This is a genomic window from Candidatus Mycoplasma haematohominis, assembly GCF_902712995.1.
Classification (GTDB): Bacteria; Bacillota_I; Bacilli_A; order Mycoplasmatales; family Mycoplasmoidaceae; genus Eperythrozoon_B; species Eperythrozoon_B haematohominis.
Map to the genome: position 1 here is coordinate 124666 of NZ_CACTIB010000008.1, position 21982 is coordinate 146647.

Consider the following 21982-nt stretch of genomic DNA (forward strand, 5'->3'; position numbering starts at 1 on the left):
GATTATTAGGGCTTAGTATTAGTTAGTTGTTTTTGAGCGCTATATTAATTCTTATAAGTCTAGTTATTGATTATGTTTAAGTCTTTGAAACTTCCTTCAAGTGTTAATTTAAAAAACCCTTATTTATTTGGAGTACCTTTAACAGCTTTAACTGGATCTTCTGCTTATTCTATTTACAAGAATGTTGATTTTGTTCCCCATATAGAACATCACTATCTTGCTAGAGTTCAGTTAACTAAGAATGATGGAGATAGCTCTAGTTCTGATATTCAGGAATTAGCTAAAGAGGATAGAGGTAGATTAATTAATTATTACAAGAGGTATGACTCTAAGTATTCAAGTGTTAATACTTCTGATGATTATACAGACGATAAAGCAACTTTTTTCTTGCATGTAAGGGATAAATCTACAGCTCCTAATCTGAATAATCTTTGACTTAATAATGTTTCTTTAAATCAGCTTTCTATAGATAGATATGGTTATGAGTATGATGAAAGCGGTAATAAGAAAACAGATTCTAATTCAGCAAAGCTAACAAAGTTAGTCGAATGGAAGAATATAGATCTTTCTAATTTTGCCTATAAGACTATTAAGGAAACTACTATTCCTTCTATTTCTTTCAATATAAAAGAAAACATTCTTAAAGATCAAGTTTCTATCTTGATGAACGAGGAAGAAGGCAAATATAAGATAGAGGAAAGCGAAAAAGATGCAAGTAATGATTGGTTTGTTTGATTAGATAAGGATTTATTAACTCTAAAACTTAATTATGCTCTTCAGACTTATGTTTTTAATCAGAGCGGAGCGCATGTTGAATCTACTGTTAAATCAATTGTTGGAGAAAGCTCAAGTAGAAATAATGATCAAAGTATCAAGTGAGAGTCTATTCAAAACAATTTGAAGGAGTTGCCAGAGGGATATGAACAGTTTGCTAAAGACTATATATCTTCTTTTGTAGATACATCTGCTACCAACGGAAAGCCTTCTAATTGATCTACGGTTGTTAATAAAGTTACTTCTACCGATCAATTCATAAAAACAGATGAATTGAATCAAATTTACAATAGATTTCAAAAGACTAGTAAAGCTATTACTTTATTTAAACCTCATGTAGTAACTAAGATCACTTCAGGGAAAACAGGTAACTGGAAAGTTGTTTTAGATTTAGAAAAAAAGGAGGAGGAAAAGAAAGAAGAAGAGAAGAAATTAGAGGACGACAAGAAACAAGAAACAAAGTATGAGGCAAGAGATATTAAGAAACTAGAAACCAGCACTACAAACGATGAAAAAGAAAAAAACAAGATTAATTTAATTTTTGATGTGTCAACTGACACAACTGTTAAATTTGATGAGTTATTTAATAGAGTAAGTAAATATAGCGTTAAGAACTTTAAGTTTGACGATACTGTAAAAACAGTTTCAGCTGTTTATTCAGCTAGTGATTCAGATAGAGCAAAAGAAGCTTTAAGAATACTTGATATTCAACATGAGAATGAGTATGGAATTTATAAACAAGAAAAGTGATTGCCTAGCATATTGTCAGTTGTTTTTTTATTAGGAATAATTGCATATTTAACTACTTCATTTAAAAAACCAGGAGCTATTTTTTCTGCTGGAGTAGTTGTGTCAGCAGTTAATGTTGCTGGAGTATTTTTTGCTTTAGGTTCTAAGTTATCTTTGGTAGGTCTATTTGCTTCTTTTATAGGTGTTTTTTATGCACTTTTCTTGAGTTTGTTTGCTCTTAGTTTCCTTAAGAAAATCTTTTCTATTGAGTTTTTAGATAGGTCTAATGTTTGGGTTGTGTTTAAGAGAGGAATTGTTACTGCTACTGATGTATCTTTACCTCTGTTTGTGTTTTCTACTTTTATTGCTTTCTTAGCTCCTTTGCATTTAAGAGAGTTTGGTATTGTTCTTTCTTTATTTGTACTTATTTCTTACTTATGTGTATCAGTTATGAGTTGCTTGATGGCATTGAAATATGCAAATTCTAAGTTCGCTTCTATTGCTGATAAATATCAATCTGAAGAAGTTAGCTCAGATGTTTTATTGAGAGTATGTAATAGAGGTTTTGGTAATTGTAAGTTACTTACAGGTATTGGTAGTTCTTTAGCTGTAGTTCTATTGGTGGCTACTGTTCTTTTCTTTACAGTTGGATTTAATTCTTTCTCATTCTTAAAAGATAATTCTTTAATTACTTTTGATTTAGGTAGTTGATCTTTAGGGTCAGGAAAAACTTTGTCTGATTCTCAAAGTAAACTTTCTGATTCTGCAATAGCTCAACAATTACAAAGTTATCAACAGTTTGGAATTGGTTCAGGAACTACAAAGAGTTTCTTGATTCATGGATCTAATTGAGCTGGACTTAAAAATTTATTGAGTAGTAATTTAGCTGCAGGAACTTACTATATGCAATCTACAGATATGTTTAGTGATATACAGACTACAAAAGATTTATTTAAGGCTGTTGGATTTGCTGGAGCTTTAATTGCAATCTATCTATTTATTAGATTTGGTTTTAAAAACACTCTTATTTTCTTGTTGAATAATCTAATTTCATTTGCTTTATTTGTGTCTCTATTGCTTGTTACAAGAATAGTTGTGAGTTCTTCTATCTTCTTAGTTGTTTGTTCTTTCTTTGCTATTTCAACTATTTATCATGTGTTGTTGTTTAGTCTGGATAGTCATACTAAATCTACTTGATACTTACCTCTATTAGTAGATATTAGAAATATTCTTTATACAAAGATGAGATTCTCAATTTTGTGATTTATTTGTTGTCTTTCTTTAAGTGCTTTAGCTGGTTTTTGAATGATTTCAATATATGTAGGTCTTTCTGTTGTTATCGTTCACTTGTTAGTTACTTTCGTTTATTTCTTTTTGTCAGATAGATTTGAATTTATTAGAGATAGATATATGTGGAAAAGAGAATCTCTGAATACTGTTGTTTCATATGACAATACTGGTGCAGCTAGATTATCTGAGGAGGAAGAATCTCTTGATCCTTATGATGAGGAGATAATCTTAGGAGTTAATAAGAGTTGTTAGTTTTTAATGCGTATAGATAAAAGCCATTTAAGTTTTCCTGTATCTGGTTATTCAGTTTTTTTGATTGATAAGGATCAGTATAGGGTAGTAAAGGTAAATGATGATTTGTTGTCAAGTGAATATATAGAGGAAGAACATTTTTTAGATTCTGGAAGTTATTCTGTAGATTTAAAAACTCTTAGTCTTGCTGTAAATGGTGAACTAAGGCAGGATGTTGTTTGGTTTCAGGTAATTGAAGATAAGGCAGATAAATATGAGGTTAAGAGAAGAGCTATTGGATTTATTGATTATGTTCTGAGTATTCTTACACTTGGTATATACGGTTTAATACTTCTTAAAAGAAGCAATAATTTCAATTTTGAAACTACTTCTAATTTACAGGATGCGCAAGAGAAGTGTTGCAGGTTATCTCTTATAGAGGATGTAGTTGGGGTTTCTGATTTATTTGAAGATAGTTCAGAAGTATCAGTTGCTAAGAATTTAAGAGATGATTATGATGGTTTTTCTAGTATTCAGCAGAAGATAAGTGAATTAGAGGGTAGACAGAAGAGATTAGGTTCTGAAGAGGAAGTAGAAGTATTTGTTGAACTTAAAGATGAATTTGGCGATATTCAAGAAATTAAAGATCAGGTTAATGAATATAGAAATATTAGAAATTCACTTGGATCTAGTCAGAGTATTGAGGATGCTATTAGGTTAAAGAGAAATTATGGTGGTTTTGAAGTTGTTGAGAGAAAGATTAGTGATTTAGAGAACAAGAAGAATGAGCTCTTAATGCAGAGAGCTAAGTTAAATCTTGATGAAGAGTTTGATGTTGCTTTATCTTTAATTAGAAAATATGGAAATTTTTCAAGTATTAATTCTAGGCTAGAGAGAAGCGATTTAGGTGCGCCAGTTGGTGGATTAGAGGAAAATAGTGAATATAGAAGATTAAGAGATGTTTTTAATAAATTTGGTTCTGATGAAGAAATACAAGAGGCAATAGAGTTTAGAAGGAGACATGGTAGTTTTGAGAAGATAGAGAATGAAATAAATGATTTGAAGAAAAACAATTTTGAGTTATCTAATCAAGCTCAGAAGTTGTTGGGATCAGATGAATTTGAACAAGTTATAGAACTTAGAGATACCTATGGTAGTTGAAAGAAATTAAAAGAGAGAGTAAATGATTTAGAGGGAGATAGCCAACTTTGACAGCAAGTAGAACATAAATGAGATTCTTTAGATGAGTTGAATGATTGGACTCTTATAAAGAATAAGTTTAGAAATGCACAAGCTTTAGAAGAACAAATTAGAGAGTTAGAAAACTATAAATCCCTAATATCTCTTGGGGATTTAGGAGAAGTTAATAGTCTTAGAAATGAATTTGGTAGTTTTGAACAAATAAGAAGCAAAATACATTCTTTAAGTGTACTTAAGGAAGAGCTAACTAATAAGTTAGCAGTTATAGGAAATCAAGATGAGATTCAAAGAGCTATTGAACTGAAACAACAGCACGGCTCTTTCAATACCATACTTGAGAAATTAGAGGGAGTTCAAGAGTTACAGAAATTAAGGTTGGAGAATCAACAATTTAGAGATAAGGATGAAGAGATAAAAAAACAGATAACAGATCTTCAAGTTAGAAATTCTCAGTTAGATGCAAACAATAGACAACTATTAGGTCAAGAAGACTTTGATAGTGTAGTAGCTCTTAGAAATTCTTATGGTAATTGAAATAAATTGAAGGAAGAGATTAGTTCTTTATCAGAGAAAAATAGATGATTTGAAGAGAAGCAAAGACAATTGGGTTCAGACAAGGATTTAGAGGAAGCAGCAGAATTAAAAGAAAGATTTGGTAGTTTCCAGAAAATTCAAGATGATTTAGAAGGAGTTGATTCTTTGAAGAATGAGTTTGGTAATTTTGAACAAATAAGAAACAAGATTCATTATTTAGATTCAGATACTAAATCTTTAAGAGAGCAGCTGACAGTTATAGGAAATCAAGATGAGATTCAAAGAGCCATTGAGTTGAAACAGCAACATGGTTCATTCGAAACTATGTCTAATAAATTACAGAAGATTCAGGATTTAGAACAACTAAGACTGGAGAATAATCAACTTAGAGAGAAGAATCAGGAATTAGAAGAATGAGTTCCTATAAGAAATAGATATGGATCAGCAGGAGTTGTTGTGGATGAGATTAGAGAACTAGAGAACTATAAATCTTCAATATCATTTGGGGATTTAGAAAAAGTTAACAGTCTAAGGAATGAGTTTGGTGGCTTTGATCAGATAAGAAACAAGTTAAACAGTTTAGAAGTTGAATCTAATAATTTAAGCAGACAATTGATTTCTATTGGAAATCAGGATGAAATCGCTGCTGCTGTTCAATTGAAACAACAGTATGGATCGTTCCATAATATGTCTGAGAAATTACAAGGAATTAATGAATTAGAGCATTTGAGGTTAGAGAATAAGGAATTAAGAGACAAAGATAAGCAGTGAGAGAATTTAGCTAATAACAAAACTTTAGAGCAAGTTTTAAAAATGAGACTTGAACAAGAGAATGAAAATAAAACTGCTAAAGGTAAAGATTTAGAGTTGGAAATAGAGAATGTATTGGCTGATTTAAGTAATAATGGAGCTGTAGATATTTTGTGAGAGGCTCAACATTATATACCTAATACAAAAGAGAAAGCTGATTTTTTAATTGAATTTAAAGGTAATAAAGGCAATACTTTTAGGGTAGTAGTAGAGAGCAAGAGAAAAGAAGAAGTTGATTCTCTTCAGGAGTTATCTGGTGTAGATTCTCAGATAACTCCTGAGGATTGAAAGAAGTGAATGAATCAATTGTGTAGTTATTACACAAAAGCAGAGAAATCCATACAACTTGGTCTACTTGTAACTAACGCTCATGAAGTAGAAAAAATTGGGTTTAGAAAAATAGGTTTTAAAGATCTGGATAGTAAATATTCAAGTCAAGATATGAATTTATTGTTGGTTCACATTTCAGTATTTAAACAATTGATAACTCTTATTAGGGTGTTGAACAATGTATATGAGCCTGATGTTGAATGAACTTTCGAAAAACAAGAGGCATTCTATAGCGATCCTGATATGAGAAAAAGTTATGAGAAGTTGATTGCTTTCTTCAAGCATTGCAATAAGAATTTCAATTCTGCTGTTAATGCTTCTAAAGAGTGTTCTAAAAAAGCTTCAAGTGTTGAGAAAAACCTTAAAAAATATCTTGAATATTTTGATGAGGTACAGAAAGACTTTGAAAAGGTACTTGATAATGCAGAATATTACATGGATAAACCTTTGTTAGAAGGAACTGTTCCTCTAGAAGAGGAAATGATAGTTGGGGAAGATGAAGAATAGTTTGTTTCATTTATAGGAAGCGTTATTAAATCTAAAGATTTTGTCTGAATTCTTAAAAAATTGAAGAATGAACCTTGTTCTTCTTTAGCTATTCTTTCAGAAGTTAGAGTATTTTTATTAATTAGAAATTATGAGTTTATGTTTATATTGTCTATCTTAGGTTTTTATTTTGGATTTAACTAGTTTTTCAATTAATTTCACGGCTTTATTTATAGGTACTGTTTCAACTACCTGAGCCTTGACAGATAGTACTGATGGGCATGCAATTAGAGTTTGAGATCAGTTTGGAGAGCACTTAAGAAAAATTGAAGATTTAAATGAGAAAGGTGTTTGGGATAAGTGAGTTGAAAGATGGGTTTATTTGGTTGTTTCTTCATTTAGTCAACCTAATAAAAAAATAGAAACAGATTATTGAAAAGAAAAAGTTCTTGAACAAGATATATGGAAAAAGTTTTTAGACGAAAAAAGTGGTAAGAAAACTTCTTCTGCAGCTGATGATAAAGAGAGAGTAGCGGAAGCTCAAAAAGATGAATATAAAACTACTTTGAAACCAGCAATTAAAAGATTGCAAGATGAATGTAAGTGAGCTTACGGAAGATATATAAATAAGGATGTTACTTGGGAAAAGTCTTGATTAAATTCATGATCCATAAGAACGAAAGGCGGGGAAAATAAAAGTGAGAATTATAAATATTGAAAAGATGTGTTCATAGGCTGTTCTGACAAAGGAGATAATAATTCTGCTCCTTTTTATTGATTATCAAGCAGTTCTATTCATTTGTATGAAAAGAATGATAAAACTGCACAGAATAAAAGTTAGACCGCTTTAAAAAACAGATAATTGTTAAACCAATCAATTTAGCTTTAGTATTTAATTTTTTTAATTCTTAACTTATTTTTTTGATTGTCTTTTTATAAAAAACAAAAAAGCACACATCACTATATATAAATAGTTTTCTTATGACAACAATAAATATAGCTGTAAATGCTGTTTCTTTGATTACTGGAACTGCTGCAATAACTTATGTTGCTACTGGGGAAAGTCTAGATTGAACAGCTGTAAGAGTTTGAGATCAATTCTATAAAAATTTGTTGTCAATAGAAGATTTAGAGACTAACGATGAGAATTGAGTTCTTTGAGCGGAAAGATGAGTTTCTTTGGTTCACAATACATATGACTCTACTAATACTACTATAGAATTGAAACTTAAAACTGATTATTGAAAGAATCAAGTTATTAAGGCTGATAGCAATAATAAATTAAAAGAGGGGTCAAGAAGTACGTTAGAAAATAAAAAAACTTGAGCTAAAGATACAGCACAAAGAAAAGAATTATTGGAATCAGTAAAGAAATTACAAGATGAATGTAAATGGGCTTATGGTAGATATATAAACAGATCTATTAATTGAGACAGATCTTGATTTAAGTCTTTATCTAGAAGAGCAACTGGAGAAGATAAGAAAGATACTGATGAAGAAAACTATAAATATTGAAGTGATGTTTATTTAGCTTGTTCTAAGAGTGGAAGTGTTAGTGAATTACCTATTGCTTGGTTGACAGAAAAAAATATTGAACTATATAAACAACATTATGTTCCTGAACAAAAAACTGAATAGATTTTTTTGCAATATATAAATGATCGTTAATTAAAAACTATACAGCTTGCTTGTTGATGTCAGAAACGATTTTATAGGAGTTATTTAATTTCTCTTTTTCAATATCATTTATTGGAATTTCAACAACTCTTTCAATACCTGACTTACCCAACACACAAGGAACGCCCAATACAACATCTTTCAATCCGTATTCTCCATCTAAATAAGAACCGCAAACCATAATTTCTTTTTCATCTCTAGAAACAACACTTAACAATTTAGCCATTGCAGCACCAATACCGTAGAAGGTAGCTCTTTTTCTGTTGATAATTTCATAAGCTTTTCTTGCGACTGCTTTCTCAAGGATCTCTGAATAGTTTTCTTTTGTATATTGAGAACCTAACTGAGAAATGTGTTTTTGTCCTACTTGGATAGTTGAATATGTTGTTACAGATGAATCACCATGTTCCCCTATTACGTAAGCACCTTCTACGCTTGAAGTGGCCACTCCCATGTCTTTTGAAATAGCTAATCTAAGTCTTGCTGTATCTAATACAGTTCCTGAACCAATTACTTTAGATTTACTGAATCCTGTAGCTTTTAGATAGGCGTAGGTCAAAACATCAACTGGGTTAGCACATATAAATGTAATTCCTGTGAATCCGGAAGCTTTAATTTTTTCAGCGATTTCTTTAATAATTCTTACATTATCTTGAACCATTTGAAGTCTTGTCTCTTCTGGTTTTTGTGGTCTACCAGCAGCAATCATTATGTAATCTACGTCTTTAAGATTGTTGTAATCTGTAGCGTAGATTTTGAACTCCCTTGGAACGGATGCAATAGCATCTTCTAGGTCTAGAACGTTTCCGTCTCTTCCTGCTTCAAAAATATCTATGATTCCGTATTCACTTGCTAATCCCTGATTGATGGCAGAATAAAGGAATGAAGTCCCTACTGCACCTGAACCAATTAATACTACTTTGGGCATGTCGTCTGACTTTAGGATACTACAAAATTATATATCATTATTTGACGCAATAACATTATCTTTGACTACTATATCTGGCGGTTATGGTGAAGTGGTTAACACTCCTGATTGTGGTCCAGGCATGCGTGGGTTCGAATCCCACTAATCGCCCCATTTTTATTTGTTAAATAAATGCGTATACATGATTCATTTACTGATAATGAAATCTCTTTAGAGGAAGAAGAACAGAAGAAAAAGAGGCTTTTTAATAGAGGAGTTAAGCTTTCTTGAGCTTTATTTTTTCTGACTTTTGTTTTTTTTGTTTCTTGAATAACTGGTCATCCGAGAGAGCGTCTACTTGTTTCCAATACTAATTTTTTTTCTGAGGTTTTCTTTTTTTTGAATCCTCATTTATTTAGGAAAGTTTTTTTAGAAGGTCATGGACTTGTTTGATTGCAAGGAGCAGTTAGCATGGGCGCATTTGTTTTTTTGCTTTGTTATATAGTCTCTCTTATTTCTTTTGCTTTGATTATTGCTTGTGCTACTTGGTTATTCGTTATTTCTTATTACACATCTATCAAGCCTTTTCATTACATCTCTTGTCTGTCGGTGTTTCCGATAATAGGTTGATTACTTATTAATTGGTTCATATTTAAATTAGCTGTTTATCAATTTCAACGAAAAAGAAAGAAGACTTCTAAATTTGATGATGATTTTTTGCCGGAAGAGTTTGAGAGTGACGAGGCTTTGGAAGAATTGAGTCCAGATAAGTTAGCTACTAGACCGATTACTGTTCCTTTCGGTAAGAGGAATTATGATTTGTATTTCAAGAAAGGTACTAGGGATTATTTGCAGGAGTTTTATGATAAGTTAACTTCTTATATTTCTTAATTCAAAAGTTTTGTTTTTTAGTTGTTGTATGTTTTCTCCCTCTAATGAGTCGCTAAAGATTAATTTATAGGCAGTTAAGACTGGATAAGGATATTTCTTTTTATCTTTTTCTTGCCCGTATTTTTGATCTCCTCTGATTGGATAACCTAGATTTCATAGATGAACTCTAATTTGATGGGTTCTTCCTGTTATTAATTTCACTTCGAGTAGGGAGTTATTTTCGGAAATTAAGTGTTTTATTAATTTCACTTCACTTATTGCTTGTTTGGCACCTTTTGTGGTTTCTTCTACTACTTGCACTCTGTTTTCTTCAGGTAATTTAAGTAGGTAATTTTTTATTATTTTGGTCTTGAATGGAATCAATCCTGAAACTATCGTTGTATAGTATTTTTCTATTTTTCCGACTTTCATAGCAGTGTTTAACTCTAGATAGGCTTTGTAAGTTTTTGCTCCTATTAGTAGACCAGAGGTATTTCTGTCTAGACGGTGTATGAATGTGGGTTTTCATTGTTCTTCTGCATCTTTGTTTTCTCAATTTAAGTGATTCAATAGTCTATTGTTCATGTTATTTAGATTGTTGTGTTTGTCTGCTTGGACTGGAATTCCTATTTCTTTAGAAACTATTATTACTTTTTCATCTTCGTAAATTATTTGAAGAGGTCTTAATTTGCTTAGATTTAGTTTTTTTTCATTAGGTATTTCTGGATTAGACACTCCGTAGAATTCGACTACATCTCCTGTTTTTAGTTTGTAATTAATTTCTGTTTTTTTGTTGTTGACCAGAACATTTTTGGTTCTGATCATTTTTATTGCAAAAACTTTGGTTCAATTTGGTTGTACTATTTTGAGATATTTAAGTAGTAGATAATTGTCGTATTTTTCCGAAATTTTTTTAAATATCTTTTTCAACAAAAGAACAAAAAGTAAAAAATTAGCAAACGAATATTTATTCTGCTAAATATGGGTTTAATATTTATAAATATAGGAGTATAAATCAGGATAAGATATATTTTCTATTAAAAATAAATAGGGCGTAATTTATGGCAAAGGAAATAATTATCGGTATAGATTTAGGGACTACAAATTCATGTGTTGCTGTTGTTGAAGGGGGAAATCCTAAGATTCTTGAAACAAATGATGGAAAGAGAACAGTTCCTTCAGTTGTAGCTTTCAAAGGAGACGAAATAATAGTTGGGGATAGTGCTAAGAGACAGATGGTGACTAATAAAGACACCATTTCCTCAATTAAGAGATTGATTGGTACTGGAAAGAAAGTAACTGCTATAGGTAAAGAATTTACTCCTGAAGAGATTTCTGCTTATATTCTTAAGTACATAAAAAAATATGCTGAAGATAAATTAGGACAGCCGGTTAAGAAAGCAGTTATTACTGTTCCAGCTTACTTTAATGACTCCGAGAGACAAGCGACTAAAAATGCTGGTACTATTGCTGGTTTAGAAGTTGTAAGAATTGTTAATGAACCTACTGCCGCTGCCCTTGCTTACGGTATTAATAATGTAGATAAGGAACAAAAAATAATTGTTTATGACTTAGGCGGGGGTACTTTTGACGTTTCAGTTCTTGATATGTCTGAAGGTACTTTTGAAGTATTGGCTACTTCTGGAGATAACCATCTGGGTGGAGATGATTGAGACCAAGCTTTGATGAGTTGACTACTTGATGAGATTAATAAAGAACATGGAGTTGATTTGAGTAAAGATAAGTTGGCTCTTCAAAGAATTAAAGATGCTGCTGAGAAAGCAAAAATTGAGTTGTCTTCAGTTACACAAACCCAAATTCTTCTTCCTTTCATATCTATGGTTGGAGGGCAACCTTTAAACGTTGATAAGACCGTTACAAGAGTTCAGTTTGAATCTTTGACTAGGAATCTTCTGGATAGAACAAGAAAACCGTTTGAGGATGCTCTTAAGGAATCTAATTTAAGTGCGGGCGATATTGATCAAGTATTGTTGGTTGGAGGTTCTACAAAGATGCCTGCTGTTCAAGAGTTGGTTAAATCTTTATCTGGAAAAAATCCTAACTTGTCCATTAACCCTGATGAGGTAGTTGCTTTAGGAGCATCTGTTCAAGGCGCTATTTTGGCTGGTGATATTAAAGATATTCTTTTGTTAGATGTAACTCCTCTTACATTGAGTATTGAAACTCTAGGAGGGGTAGCTACTCCTTTAATTAAGAGAAATACTACTGTTCCTGCCGAAAAAACACAGATTTTTTCTACAGCAATGGATAATCAACCATCTGTTGATATTCATGTTGTACAAGGGGAGAGACCAATGGCAAATCAGAATAAATCTCTAGGTATTTTTACTCTTGACGGAATTGCTCCTGCTCCCAAAGGAGTTCCACAAATTCAAGTTACTTTTTCTATAGATGCGAATGGTATTCTTCAAGTAAAAGCTGAGGATAAAGGAACAGGTAAATCTAAGTCAATAACAATTAACCAATCTTCTGGTTTAAGCGATGAAGATATTCAAAGAATAATTAAGGAAGCTGAAGAAAATGCTGAGAAAGACCAACAGGCTAAAGAAGCTGTTGAGGTTAAAAATGAAGCACAAGCATGAATTTCTATAGTGGAAAAACAATTGAATGAAAATAGTGCAATTACTGAAGACCAAAAGAAAGACGCAATGGTTTTAATTGATAATCTTAAAAATCTGATAAAAGAGGAGAAGATAGATGAATTAAAAGCACAAATGGAGGCAATTAGGAAGTTAAGCCAAGAGTTAGTTAAAAATAATGGCAGCTCAGAAGGTGATTCCGGACAACAAGGGGATGAAACAAAGGATGCGGAGGTGGTTGATGCAGAAGTAGAATAGAGCTCCACTGTTTAGATGGATCCCAAGCTCAAGGAGGATTTACAAAATTCAATAGTTAAAGTTTTGGAAAGTGATCCAAGACCTATGACACTAAACTTTATGATGCATAAGGTCTTTAAAGAGATACAAGAGTTGCATCCTTCAGTCTACGTAACTCATAAGGATTTTTCAGTAGTTCTTGATGAATTACTTAAGAAGTATTGAGTTGGAAGAACCAAACATAATAAGTATTATTTGGATTATTTAGATTATGAAGAAACAGGTGTTGAAGGAGAGGGGTATTTAGAAGTAGATTTTTTTACTGGGCATGGTTATATAACTGTCAAAAGAAACTATAGAGAATATAAGAAAGCATCTTATTTTGTACATAAGAAAAATATAGGATCATCTAAAACTGGGGATTATGTTAGATTTGTTGGATTAAATAATACAAAACCAAGAGATTTTTCTTTTAAAGATGCAGCGGTTAAAGAGGTATTGCCGAAACCAAAAATCGCTCTTTAAATAGACATCAGAAATTGGATAAGGAATTAATAGAAGGTTTAAAACGTTCAATCGTCAAAGTCTTAGAGAATGACTCTAGGACAATGCCCTTAAATATTCTTATGCATAAGGTATTTAACGATATGAGGAATACATACAAAGAAGGAAGTTCTTTGTATGTTAAAAAAGAAGAATTCGATTTTGCTTTAGATGAATTAATGTCTAAATATCTTGTAGGAAAAAATAGGTTTGGAAAGTACTTTATAGATTACTTAGATTATGAAGAAACAGGAGTTGAGGGAGAAGGATATATAGATTTAGATAAGGATGGAAATGGTTTCATAACTATTAAGAGTCATAGGAATGAATATAGAAAATCATCTTATTTTGTACATAAGAAAAATATAGGAGAAGCTAAATCAGGCGACTATGTTAGGTTTGTTGAACTTAAGGTTACAAATAAAAAACAATTTGTTAAATTTGCTCTTATAGATGTAAAGGTAAAAGAAGTTTTAAGTCCACCTAACATTTCATAAGAATGAAGATACTCTTCATTGGAGATATATTTGGTTCTTCAGGAAGATCTGTTCTCGCTACTAATTTAAAAAAGATAATAGAGGAACAGTCTATAGATTTAGTTATTGCTAACGCTGAGAATTCAGCGCATGGAAAAGGTATAACTGAGAAGATATATCGTCAACTTAGTAGTTATGGAATTAATTTTTTTACTATGGGAAATCATACTTGGGCTAAGAAAGAAGGTTTGCCTGTATTGGAGATGTCTAATGTAGTTAGACCTCATAATTTGAAAGAAGAATTTGCTCACTCTAATATTGGTTTAGGTTCAAAGTTATTTGTTTGTAAAGGGTTGAAGATAAGAATTACTAATTTACTAGGAAATAGTGTCTATTTCAAACATATGCAGGAGAACGTTTTTGTTTCTATGAAAAATCTTTTGGAAGCTGTTGATAAACCGGATGTACATATAGTAGATTTGCACGCCGAAACTACTTCTGAAAAATATGCTTTTCTGTGAGCTTTTAATGGGCAGGTAGATGCTATATTGGGGACACATACTCATGTTCCTACTAATGATGCTTGTATCACTAAAGAAGGAACAGCTTTTGTGTGCGATGTAGGAATGACTGGCCCCGCTCATGGAGTAATAGGAGGTAAAAAAGATGAAATTATCAACAAATTTTTTAATCCTTCGGTTAGTTTTACTTTGGAGGTTCAGAAGGGTCCTAAACAATTGTGTTCGGTTATTCTTGAATTTGATGAGGATAAAAAGAGAATGTCTAAGATAACTCCTTTGATTATTAGAGAAGGATTTGAATGACTAGGCAAAAGCAATATTTATTAGTGTTGGAGAATAAGAATATAAATCTCTATAACAAATATAGACCTAAGACTTTCAAAGAAGTAATAGGGCAAAATGTAGTAAAGACCCTGTTGTTACAGACTTTTAAGAGAGAGAAATTATTACAGTCCTTTCTTTTTTATGGTTCGCATGGTACGGGTAAGACTTCTTTAGCAAGAATATTTGCTAAGGCTTGAAATTGTAAGAATTTTGAAAAGCTGGGAGATGTATGTAATGAATGTAAGGCTTGTAAGTTGATTAATGAAGCAAGAACTACTGATATTTATGAGGTGGATGCTGCTTCACATAGTGGAGTTGAGCATGTGAGAGAGTTGACACAGAATAGTCAATATATGCCCCTTGATTTGAGTAAGAAAATTTATTTAATTGATGAGTGCCATAACTTAAGTTCTGCTGCATGAAATGCTTTACTTAAAGCGATAGAAGAGCCGTATTCAGAAAATGTAATTTTTATTTTTTTAACTACTAACATTTCAAAGATTCCTGAAACTATTCTTTCTAGATGTCAGAAGTATAGTTTTTCTAGGTTGAGTGATGAAGAGTTGTTTGAGTTAATTGATTTAGTTGCTGAAAAAGAAGGTAGGAAATTGGTTGATGGAGCTAAGAAGTTATTGGTTGGACTATCTCAGGGCTCTGCAAGAGAATGTTTATCTTTGATAGAACAAGTATTTTTAACTTCTGATAGCGAAAAAGAGGTAGATGTTAAACATATAGAAACTGTATTTGCTCTTGCTAATAAAGATGATCAATTGAAGTTTTTGAATTTATTGGTAGATTGTTACCTAACTAATTCTGAGGATATTAAGTCTCAATTAATTGTTGAGGTTGAGAAATCAGTGGTTCATAGCAAGAATTTATTGAATTATTTTGTTTCCATATTAGGAATATTTATGGATATTTACATATATGAATTAACTAGGGATAGTAATCTTTTGAAGATACTTAGTTTGGAAGAAGTAAATAAATTTGCTTTTAAGGGCATAGATTATCTTAGATTGTGTGATGTTGTTAATAGATCAGTAGATAGGTATAACTTTGCTTATTCAAAAGGCGATTGAGCAAAGATAGCTGTTTTACATATGTTGCCTTTTGAACAACAATCTCTCCAACAACAATCTCTCCCGGTTAAAAACGGAGAGATTGTTAATTCTTCAGATGATTTATCTCTTCCAGAAGATGTGAAATATAAGTTTATGTATGGAATTAAAAAAGAGAATCAAGATAAAACTATCTCTGCTCATAACTATGAAACATATTGCGCATTGAAAAACAAAAATGATTTGCCTGCGGATTTGAAAGAAGTTTTGTTGAAAAAATGTTGTTTTCCTAAGAATTTATTAGCTAGTACAAATAGAACAGTAATTTTTATTTTTCAGGAAAAGAAAGATGCAGATGCATTTAATGAATTACTGAAAAAGAAACCGGAATATGTTGATAAATTAAATAACTTATTTATAGGAAATTTCTTTTGAATAGGGACTACTACGCAGCAGATTTTGCTGTACAAAGAGGAGATGAAAACTGTTGATCAATCGAAGATTAATGAAGCATTTTCTCTTTTAAACGGGAATGATAAATTTGAAACTATGCTAAAGATTTTGACAGAGTAGTAAAAATAAAATAGTTGGGGAATTATGTGTTTATTTAGATAGTAGAGATTTTTAATGAACGATCAAGAGCGAGATAGAAGAAAGAAGTGAGAGAGTCTTAAAAAGAATAATTTAGATCCGTATTCTTTAGAGAAAGTTGAATGTGATTTTTCTATTGCTCAGATAGGAGAAAAGTTTAAGAAATTAAGTGACTACGATTTAAATAATTTAAATGTTTCTTTTATTGGTAGAGTGGTTTCTATTAGGCAAAGTTTTTTAAATGTTAGAGATGGATGAGATTCATTGCAAGTTTACGTATCTAATAAAGATTGTTCTAAAGAGTTGTTGGAGTGTTTCAAAAGTTGTTTAGATATTGGAGATGTTATTTATGTAAAAGGATCTTGTTTTAAGACTAAGACAGGAATTCCTACTGTGAAAGTTAAAGATTTCAAGATAGTTTCTAAGTGTTTAAATCCTTTTCCTAGCGAATATTATGGAATTCAAAATGAAGAATTGAAAGTTAGAAATAGAGTAGGTAGAGCTCTTATTGATCAACAGTTTTTTAATAATTTATTAACTAGATCGAAAATTATTTCTCAAATTAGAGAGTACCTGAATAGTAGGGGTTATGTGGAGTTTGAGACTCCTATATTGGAGCAAGTTTATGGAGGAGCTAATGCTGTTCCTTTTGTAACTCATTTTGAAGCTTTGAAAGAAGATTTCTTTTTAAGAATAGCAACTGAAATATCTTTGAAGAAAGCAGCTATTGCTGGTTTTTCTAAGGTATATGAAATAGGAAAAGTATTTAGAAATGAAGGGATTGATTCTACTCATAATCCTGAATTTACTTCAATAGAGATATATACGATGAATTATGGTTTGAAGGATGTTATGGATTTAACTGAAAATTTAATACATTATGTTTCTGATAAGTTGGGAATTAAAGATGTGCTTATAGGAGAGAAAAGTATAGATATTTCTAAACCTTTTAAAAGAATATCTATGACGGATTTAGTTAAAGAAAAAACGAAAATTGATTTTTATAGAGATGAAGTAACTTTAGATGATGCGCTTTATTGAGCTAAAAAATATTTAATTGAATTAGAGCCATTTGAGAAAACTGTTGGTCATATTTTTACTAAATTATTTGAAAAATTAGTGGAAGGTGAATTAATGGAGCCGACTTTTGTATATTGTTTTCATAAGGATGTTTCGCCTTTAGCTAAGTCAGATCCAGTCAATAAAGATTTTGTTCTTAGATATGAACTTTACATAGGAGGAAAAGAGTTTTCTAATGGTTTTGCAGAGTTGAATGACCCTGATGATCAAAGGGAGAGATTTGAAAAACAGAAAAGAGAAAAAATAGATGGGAATAAGGAGGCTTTTGGTGTAGATGAATCTTATTTATTTGCTTTGAAGTATGGTTTGCCTCCAACAGGAGGAATTGGGATAGGGATAGATAGATTGGTTATGTTGTTTACTCAACAAAAATCTATTAAAGATGTAATTTTTATTCCTCAGATAAAGAAAAATAGTTAATTGTCAGTACCTTCTTTATTAACTAAATCTAATTATTCTTTTCTTAGTTCTGCTTTAACTATTCAAGAGATAGTTGATTATGCAGTTTCTAAGGATCATAAGTATGTGGTTATTTCTGATTTCGAAAATGCACATGCTTGAGCAAGTTTTTATAGAGAAGCAAATAGAAAATCTTTAATACCTGTATTTGGTTTGCAGTTGAACTATAAGAATTCTTCTATTTTGTTTCTGGCTAAGAATAAGGAAGGATACAAGGAATTATTGAGGATTGTTAATAGTAAAAATCCAAAAGATTTGAAACCAGGGAATCTTATATTGATTCATTTGGATGGTCAAGATCATTTTGAAAAATGAGGGGAGGATAAATATATAGCTAATTCTGATGAAGAGAATGGAGTTTATATAAGGGAGAATAAGTTTTTAAAAGCTGATGATTTTGAGTTTTTTTGTGTTTTGAGGGCAATAGCTAATAATACGGTTATTTCTAAAGAATTATCTTTGAATTCACAGTTTGTAAATGATTATTTGGATTTTCCTTTGGATAAGTCGTTTTTGGAGTCTAAACAGGTAAAGAATATTTACAAGATATTGGAGTCTTGCAGTAAGTATGAAATAGATTCTGAGAGGGATACTTTAAATTTTTTTGATAATCCAGAAGAGATAATAAGAGGAATATTAGAGGAGAGTTTTGAGAAGTTAGAAGTTGAAAACAAAACTAAGTATAGGGATAGGTTGGAGAGTGAATTGAAAGTAATCATAGATAAAGGATTTTGTGAGTATTTTTTGATTGTTCATGATGCAGTTAAATGATCTAAGAATAATGGAGTATATGTAGGGCCTGGTAGAGGATCAGTTTGTGGTTCTTTAATAGCTTATTTATTGGATATTACAGAGATAGATCCTATTAAATATGAACTTTATTTTGAGAGATTTTTAAATGCTACCAGATCTACTATTCCTGATATAGATGTTGATTTAGCTAATAACAAAAGAGATTTATTGTTTGAGTATCTAAAGAATAAATATGGAGAGGATCATGTAGCTTTGATAGCCACTTATCAGACATTCAAGATAAAGAATTCAATTAGAGAGTTAGCAAAGGTCTATGAAGTTTCGGATATTGAGATTGATCAGTGTATTAATAGTTTGAATTCTGTGGAATATGGAAATAATTTGAATCTTGATGAGATTTTTAAACTTCCAAATCCTATTAGAACACTTTTAATTAACTATCCAATAATTAGGGAGCATTTAAAGAAAATCAGGGATTATCCCAAGAATTTGTCTGTTCATGCTGCTGGAGTTATTATTTCTTCTAAACCTTTGATTAATTTTGTTCCTCTAATAAATTCTTTTTCTCTTAAGAGCACTCAGTGAGATGCAGATGAATTAAAGAAATTAGGGTTAATTAAGTTTGATTTTTTAGCTCTTCAGTATTTGACCGGTTTGAGTAATATGGAGAGCAAGATTAATGTTGATTGAAAGACAGTTGATTTAAATGACCCTAAGGTTTATGAAACTATTATTTCGGGAAGAAATGCCTTTATTTTTCAATTTGAAAATCCTAAGATTAGATCTTTAATTCAGAACTATAGACCTACTTGTTTGTTAGATTTGGCTTTGATTTCAAGTATTTATAGACCAGGAGCTTCTGATCAGATTCCTGCTTTGTTGGCTAAGAAATCTACAGAGGAGAAAAAGGGATATCACGAAGGATTAGTAGCTATAGATGAGAAAGCGGATATTTTCTCGAAGATGTTGAAGGACACTTATGGTTTTTTGATTTATCAAGAGCAATTGATGAAGCTTGTTTCAACTGTTACTTATTGTTCTTTTGGCGAAGCAGATACTTTTAGAAGAGAGTTGTTAGAGAAGGAAGAAGAGGTTAAGAAGTGATTTTTCAAGAAGGCTGAGAGGAATTTTGAAAAAGAGGAAATTGATGTTATGTGGGAGTCTATATCTAAGTTTGCTAAGTATGGGTTTAATAAATCACATGCTGTGGCATATGCAATGATTTCTTATAGATTGATGTGAATTAAGACTTATTATCCAGAGGTTTTTTATGCTGAACTTATGTCATTGACTATGAGTAAAGAATGTTTGTTTGAGTTGGAGGAGAGGAACTTTTCTATTGCTTTGCCTTCTTATGGTAAGTCTTTGTATGATGAATTTAGATTTATAGATTGTGTTTGTTATTTTCCACTCAATAAGATTGTTGGTTTAAGTTCTGATTTTCAGGAACAGTTTGGAAAAATTGAGTTTAATAAGTCAAATGCTTTAGAAGCAATACAAGAATTTATAAAGGCTGGAGTAAGTTTAGAGAATCTTAAGTTGTTAATAAGAGCTGGCTATTTCAATATTCTTTTCGCAAATTCTGAAAGTGAGTATTATTGAGAAAAAAATTTGCAAGAAATTTATGATCACACAATATATATAAAAAACGAGAAACCTCTTTTTGATTTAAATTTAATCCCTGTCTCTCCTGATAAAGAAGTTATAGAAAAGTACAAAGAGTATAAAAATATTCTTCTAGGGATTAATTTTTATAAGAACAGAATACCGTCAAAAATATTTGAAAAGTATTCAAATTTAAAGAGATTAAATACTTTAATCAGGCAGAAATCTGGTTCTTTTTTTGAAAAATATATAGGTTTTGTGGTTGCCGTTAAAGAGAGAAGGACATTTAAGGATATTCCTTTTGTTTGATTGAAGTTGGCAGATGGTTTTTATACTTCACCAGATATCGCTTTTTTTGGAGATGAAAAGTTAAGAAATGCTTTGAAAGAAGCTGCGGTTGAGAATAAACCTGCAATAGTTGATGTTGAAAGGTCAGAAGATTTTTTTAAAGCTTTAAAAATTAGGGTTATTAAATAATGGATTTTGAAGCTCAAGCAATTGTATTGGATGGAAATTCAATTATGTATAGGGCTTATTATGCTACCCAGAAAGGCAAGGAAGAGATTAAGGCTGAAAAGGAATTTGCAGCTACTTTGGAGGCAATAAGGAGGACTATTAAGAATATAGCTGCAACAGGAGGTAAATATAAGTATGGTGTAGTTGCTTTTGATAGTAGTAGAAAGACTTTCAGGAGAGAGAAATTTAGTGAATATAAGTCAAACAGGATTTCTATGCCAATTCCTTTGGCAAATAACTTAAATAAGATTAGAAACTTGTTTATTAAAGAGGGCTTTGTGATTGTCGATGCGCCTTTTCCTTATGAGGGCGATGATGTGATAGCTACTATTATCGAAATATTTTCTTCTAGTAAGGTGAAAACGCTAGTTTTTTCTACTGATAGAGATTTATTGCAGTTAGTGGGAAAGTATGTTTCAGTTTGTTTGTTTAAACCTATGAAACCTTTTGTTATGCATACTGAAGAGAATTTTGAATCTTTAAATGATGGTTTGAAGCCTAATCAAATTCCTTTTCATAAAGCTTTATCTGGAGATTCTTCTGATAACTATAAGGGATTGTCGGGCATTGGACCGATTACGGCTACATCTTGGTTGATTAAATATGGAGATATAGACAATCTCTATAAAAATTTAGATGATTTGAAACCTAAGCAAAAACAGACTTTATTGGACAATAAAGAAACTGTTTCTACTTTTCTAGAATTAGCTTTATTAGTTAGGAATATAGACTTATCAAATAACCTTAAAAATTATGAATTTTTTAGTAATAAAGTAGATGAAACTGATAGTGGGTCTAGGAAATCCAGGGAGTAAGTTTGAAAATACGAGACATAATGTTGGTTTTATAGTTGTTGATAGTTTTGTTGAATTTTTAAGTAATAAGTTTGGAGATTCTGTTGTTTGGAGGGTTGAGCATCAGGGTTTAGTTTGCAAGAGTAGTTCTGTTATTTTTTTTAAGCCCATTACTTATATGAATTTGTCTGGCAATGCTGTTTGTAGTCTTAAAAATTTTTACAAGATTAGTAATTCAGATATTTTGATTGTGTACGATGATCTTTATTTGGCAGAAGGTAAATATAGATTTTCTATTAACAGGAATTCAGGAGGACATAATGGGGTTAAGAACATAATAGAAAAGTTAGGAGGTAAAGATTTTTTGACGCTTAGAGTTGGGATTGGGCCTAGAGAAAAAGCAACTGTTATTTCTGATTATGTTTTGGAAAATATGAGTGAAGAAACGATGGATAATATAGGCAGTCTTTATCAGACTATTTTTGAGGCTATGGAATTTTTTATAGATGGAGCTAACATATCTGAATTGCAGAATAAATACAACAGATAAATTTTTTTATTCCAAATTTAAAAATCGAAGACATTAA

Annotated in this window: 16 protein-coding genes and 1 tRNA gene; 15 read left to right on the forward strand and 2 right to left on the reverse strand. The window is 31.1% G+C overall.

What is annotated here, in order from left to right:
* Positions 1–72 precede the first annotated feature (72 nt).
* The 4 genes from H6411_RS01400 (at position 73) to H6411_RS01415 (ending at position 8022) form a co-directional block, all read left to right on the forward strand.
* Positions 73–3045, forward strand: a complete 2973-nt coding sequence (locus H6411_RS01400; protein ID WP_216082861.1) for a hypothetical protein — start codon at positions 73–75, stop codon at positions 3043–3045.
* Between the two features lie 6 nt (positions 3046–3051).
* On the forward strand, positions 3052–6405 hold the full coding sequence (locus H6411_RS01405) for a coiled-coil domain-containing protein (RefSeq protein ID WP_216082862.1): 3354 nt from the start codon (positions 3052–3054) through the stop codon (positions 6403–6405).
* A gap of 169 nt (positions 6406–6574) precedes the next feature.
* Positions 6575–7225: a hypothetical protein gene (locus H6411_RS01410; protein WP_216082863.1), complete on the forward strand. Its 651-nt coding sequence runs from the start codon at positions 6575–6577 to the stop codon at positions 7223–7225.
* A gap of 140 nt (positions 7226–7365) precedes the next feature.
* Positions 7366–8022, forward strand: a complete 657-nt coding sequence (locus H6411_RS01415) for a hypothetical protein (protein ID WP_216082864.1) — start codon at positions 7366–7368, stop codon at positions 8020–8022.
* Between the two features lie 37 nt (positions 8023–8059).
* Here H6411_RS01415 and H6411_RS01420 read toward each other — a convergent pair whose 3' ends face one another.
* Positions 8060–8989, reverse strand: coding sequence for an L-lactate dehydrogenase (locus H6411_RS01420; protein WP_216082865.1), 930 nt, complete (start codon positions 8987–8989; stop codon positions 8060–8062).
* 77 nt (positions 8990–9066) lie between these two features.
* Here H6411_RS01420 and H6411_RS01425 point away from each other — a divergent pair.
* A tRNA-His gene (locus tag H6411_RS01425) sits at positions 9067–9142 on the forward strand.
* 18 nt (positions 9143–9160) lie between these two features.
* Entirely contained in the window at positions 9161–9859 is a 699-nt protein-coding gene (locus H6411_RS01430) for a hypothetical protein (protein ID WP_216082866.1), read from the forward strand.
* On the opposite strand, the gene H6411_RS01435 is transcribed toward H6411_RS01430, so the two are convergent.
* Positions 9839–10663, reverse strand: a complete 825-nt coding sequence (locus H6411_RS01435; protein WP_246307716.1) for an RluA family pseudouridine synthase — start codon at positions 10661–10663, stop codon at positions 9839–9841. The genes H6411_RS01430 and H6411_RS01435 overlap by 21 nt on opposite strands.
* Positions 10664–10899: 236 nt before the next feature.
* Here H6411_RS01435 and dnaK point away from each other — a divergent pair, with 236 nt between their 5' ends.
* From dnaK to pth, 9 genes are read left to right on the forward strand one after another with little or no spacing between them, the layout of a single operon-like run.
* Complete coding sequence (gene dnaK, locus H6411_RS01440; protein WP_216082867.1) at positions 10900–12696, forward strand: molecular chaperone DnaK; 1797 nt, start codon at positions 10900–10902, stop codon at positions 12694–12696.
* A 15-nt stretch (positions 12697–12711) separates the two neighbouring features.
* Positions 12712–13200, forward strand: a complete 489-nt coding sequence (locus H6411_RS01445; RefSeq protein ID WP_216082868.1) for a ribonuclease R — start codon at positions 12712–12714, stop codon at positions 13198–13200.
* Positions 13201–13214: 14 nt separating this feature from the next.
* A complete protein-coding gene (locus H6411_RS01450; protein WP_246307717.1) occupies positions 13215–13715 on the forward strand; it encodes a ribonuclease R in 501 nt (166 codons plus the stop codon).
* A 2-nt stretch (positions 13716–13717) separates the two neighbouring features.
* The gene (locus H6411_RS01455; protein ID WP_216082869.1) at positions 13718–14542 is read left to right on the forward strand and encodes a TIGR00282 family metallophosphoesterase; all 825 of its coding nucleotides are present in this window, start codon (positions 13718–13720) and stop codon (positions 14540–14542) included.
* Entirely contained in the window at positions 14515–16170 is a 1656-nt protein-coding gene (gene dnaX, locus H6411_RS01460) for a DNA polymerase III subunit gamma/tau (RefSeq protein WP_216082870.1), read from the forward strand. Before H6411_RS01455 ends, dnaX begins: the two co-directional genes overlap by 28 nt.
* Positions 16171–16224: 54 nt before the next feature.
* The gene (gene lysS, locus H6411_RS01465; protein WP_216082871.1) at positions 16225–17688 is read left to right on the forward strand and encodes a lysine--tRNA ligase; all 1464 of its coding nucleotides are present in this window, start codon (positions 16225–16227) and stop codon (positions 17686–17688) included.
* Positions 17689–20562, forward strand: coding sequence for a DNA polymerase III subunit alpha (gene dnaE, locus H6411_RS01470; RefSeq protein ID WP_216082872.1), 2874 nt, complete (start codon positions 17689–17691; stop codon positions 20560–20562).
* Entirely contained in the window at positions 20562–21416 is an 855-nt protein-coding gene (locus H6411_RS01475) for a 5'-3' exonuclease (protein ID WP_216082873.1), read from the forward strand. The genes dnaE and H6411_RS01475 overlap by 1 nt, the downstream gene beginning before the upstream one ends.
* Positions 21379–21945 carry an aminoacyl-tRNA hydrolase gene (gene pth, locus H6411_RS01480; RefSeq protein WP_216082874.1) on the forward strand — a complete coding sequence of 189 codons (567 nt, stop codon included), beginning with the start codon at positions 21379–21381 and terminating at the stop codon, positions 21943–21945. Before H6411_RS01475 ends, pth begins: the two co-directional genes overlap by 38 nt.
* Positions 21946–21982 lie beyond the last annotated feature (37 nt).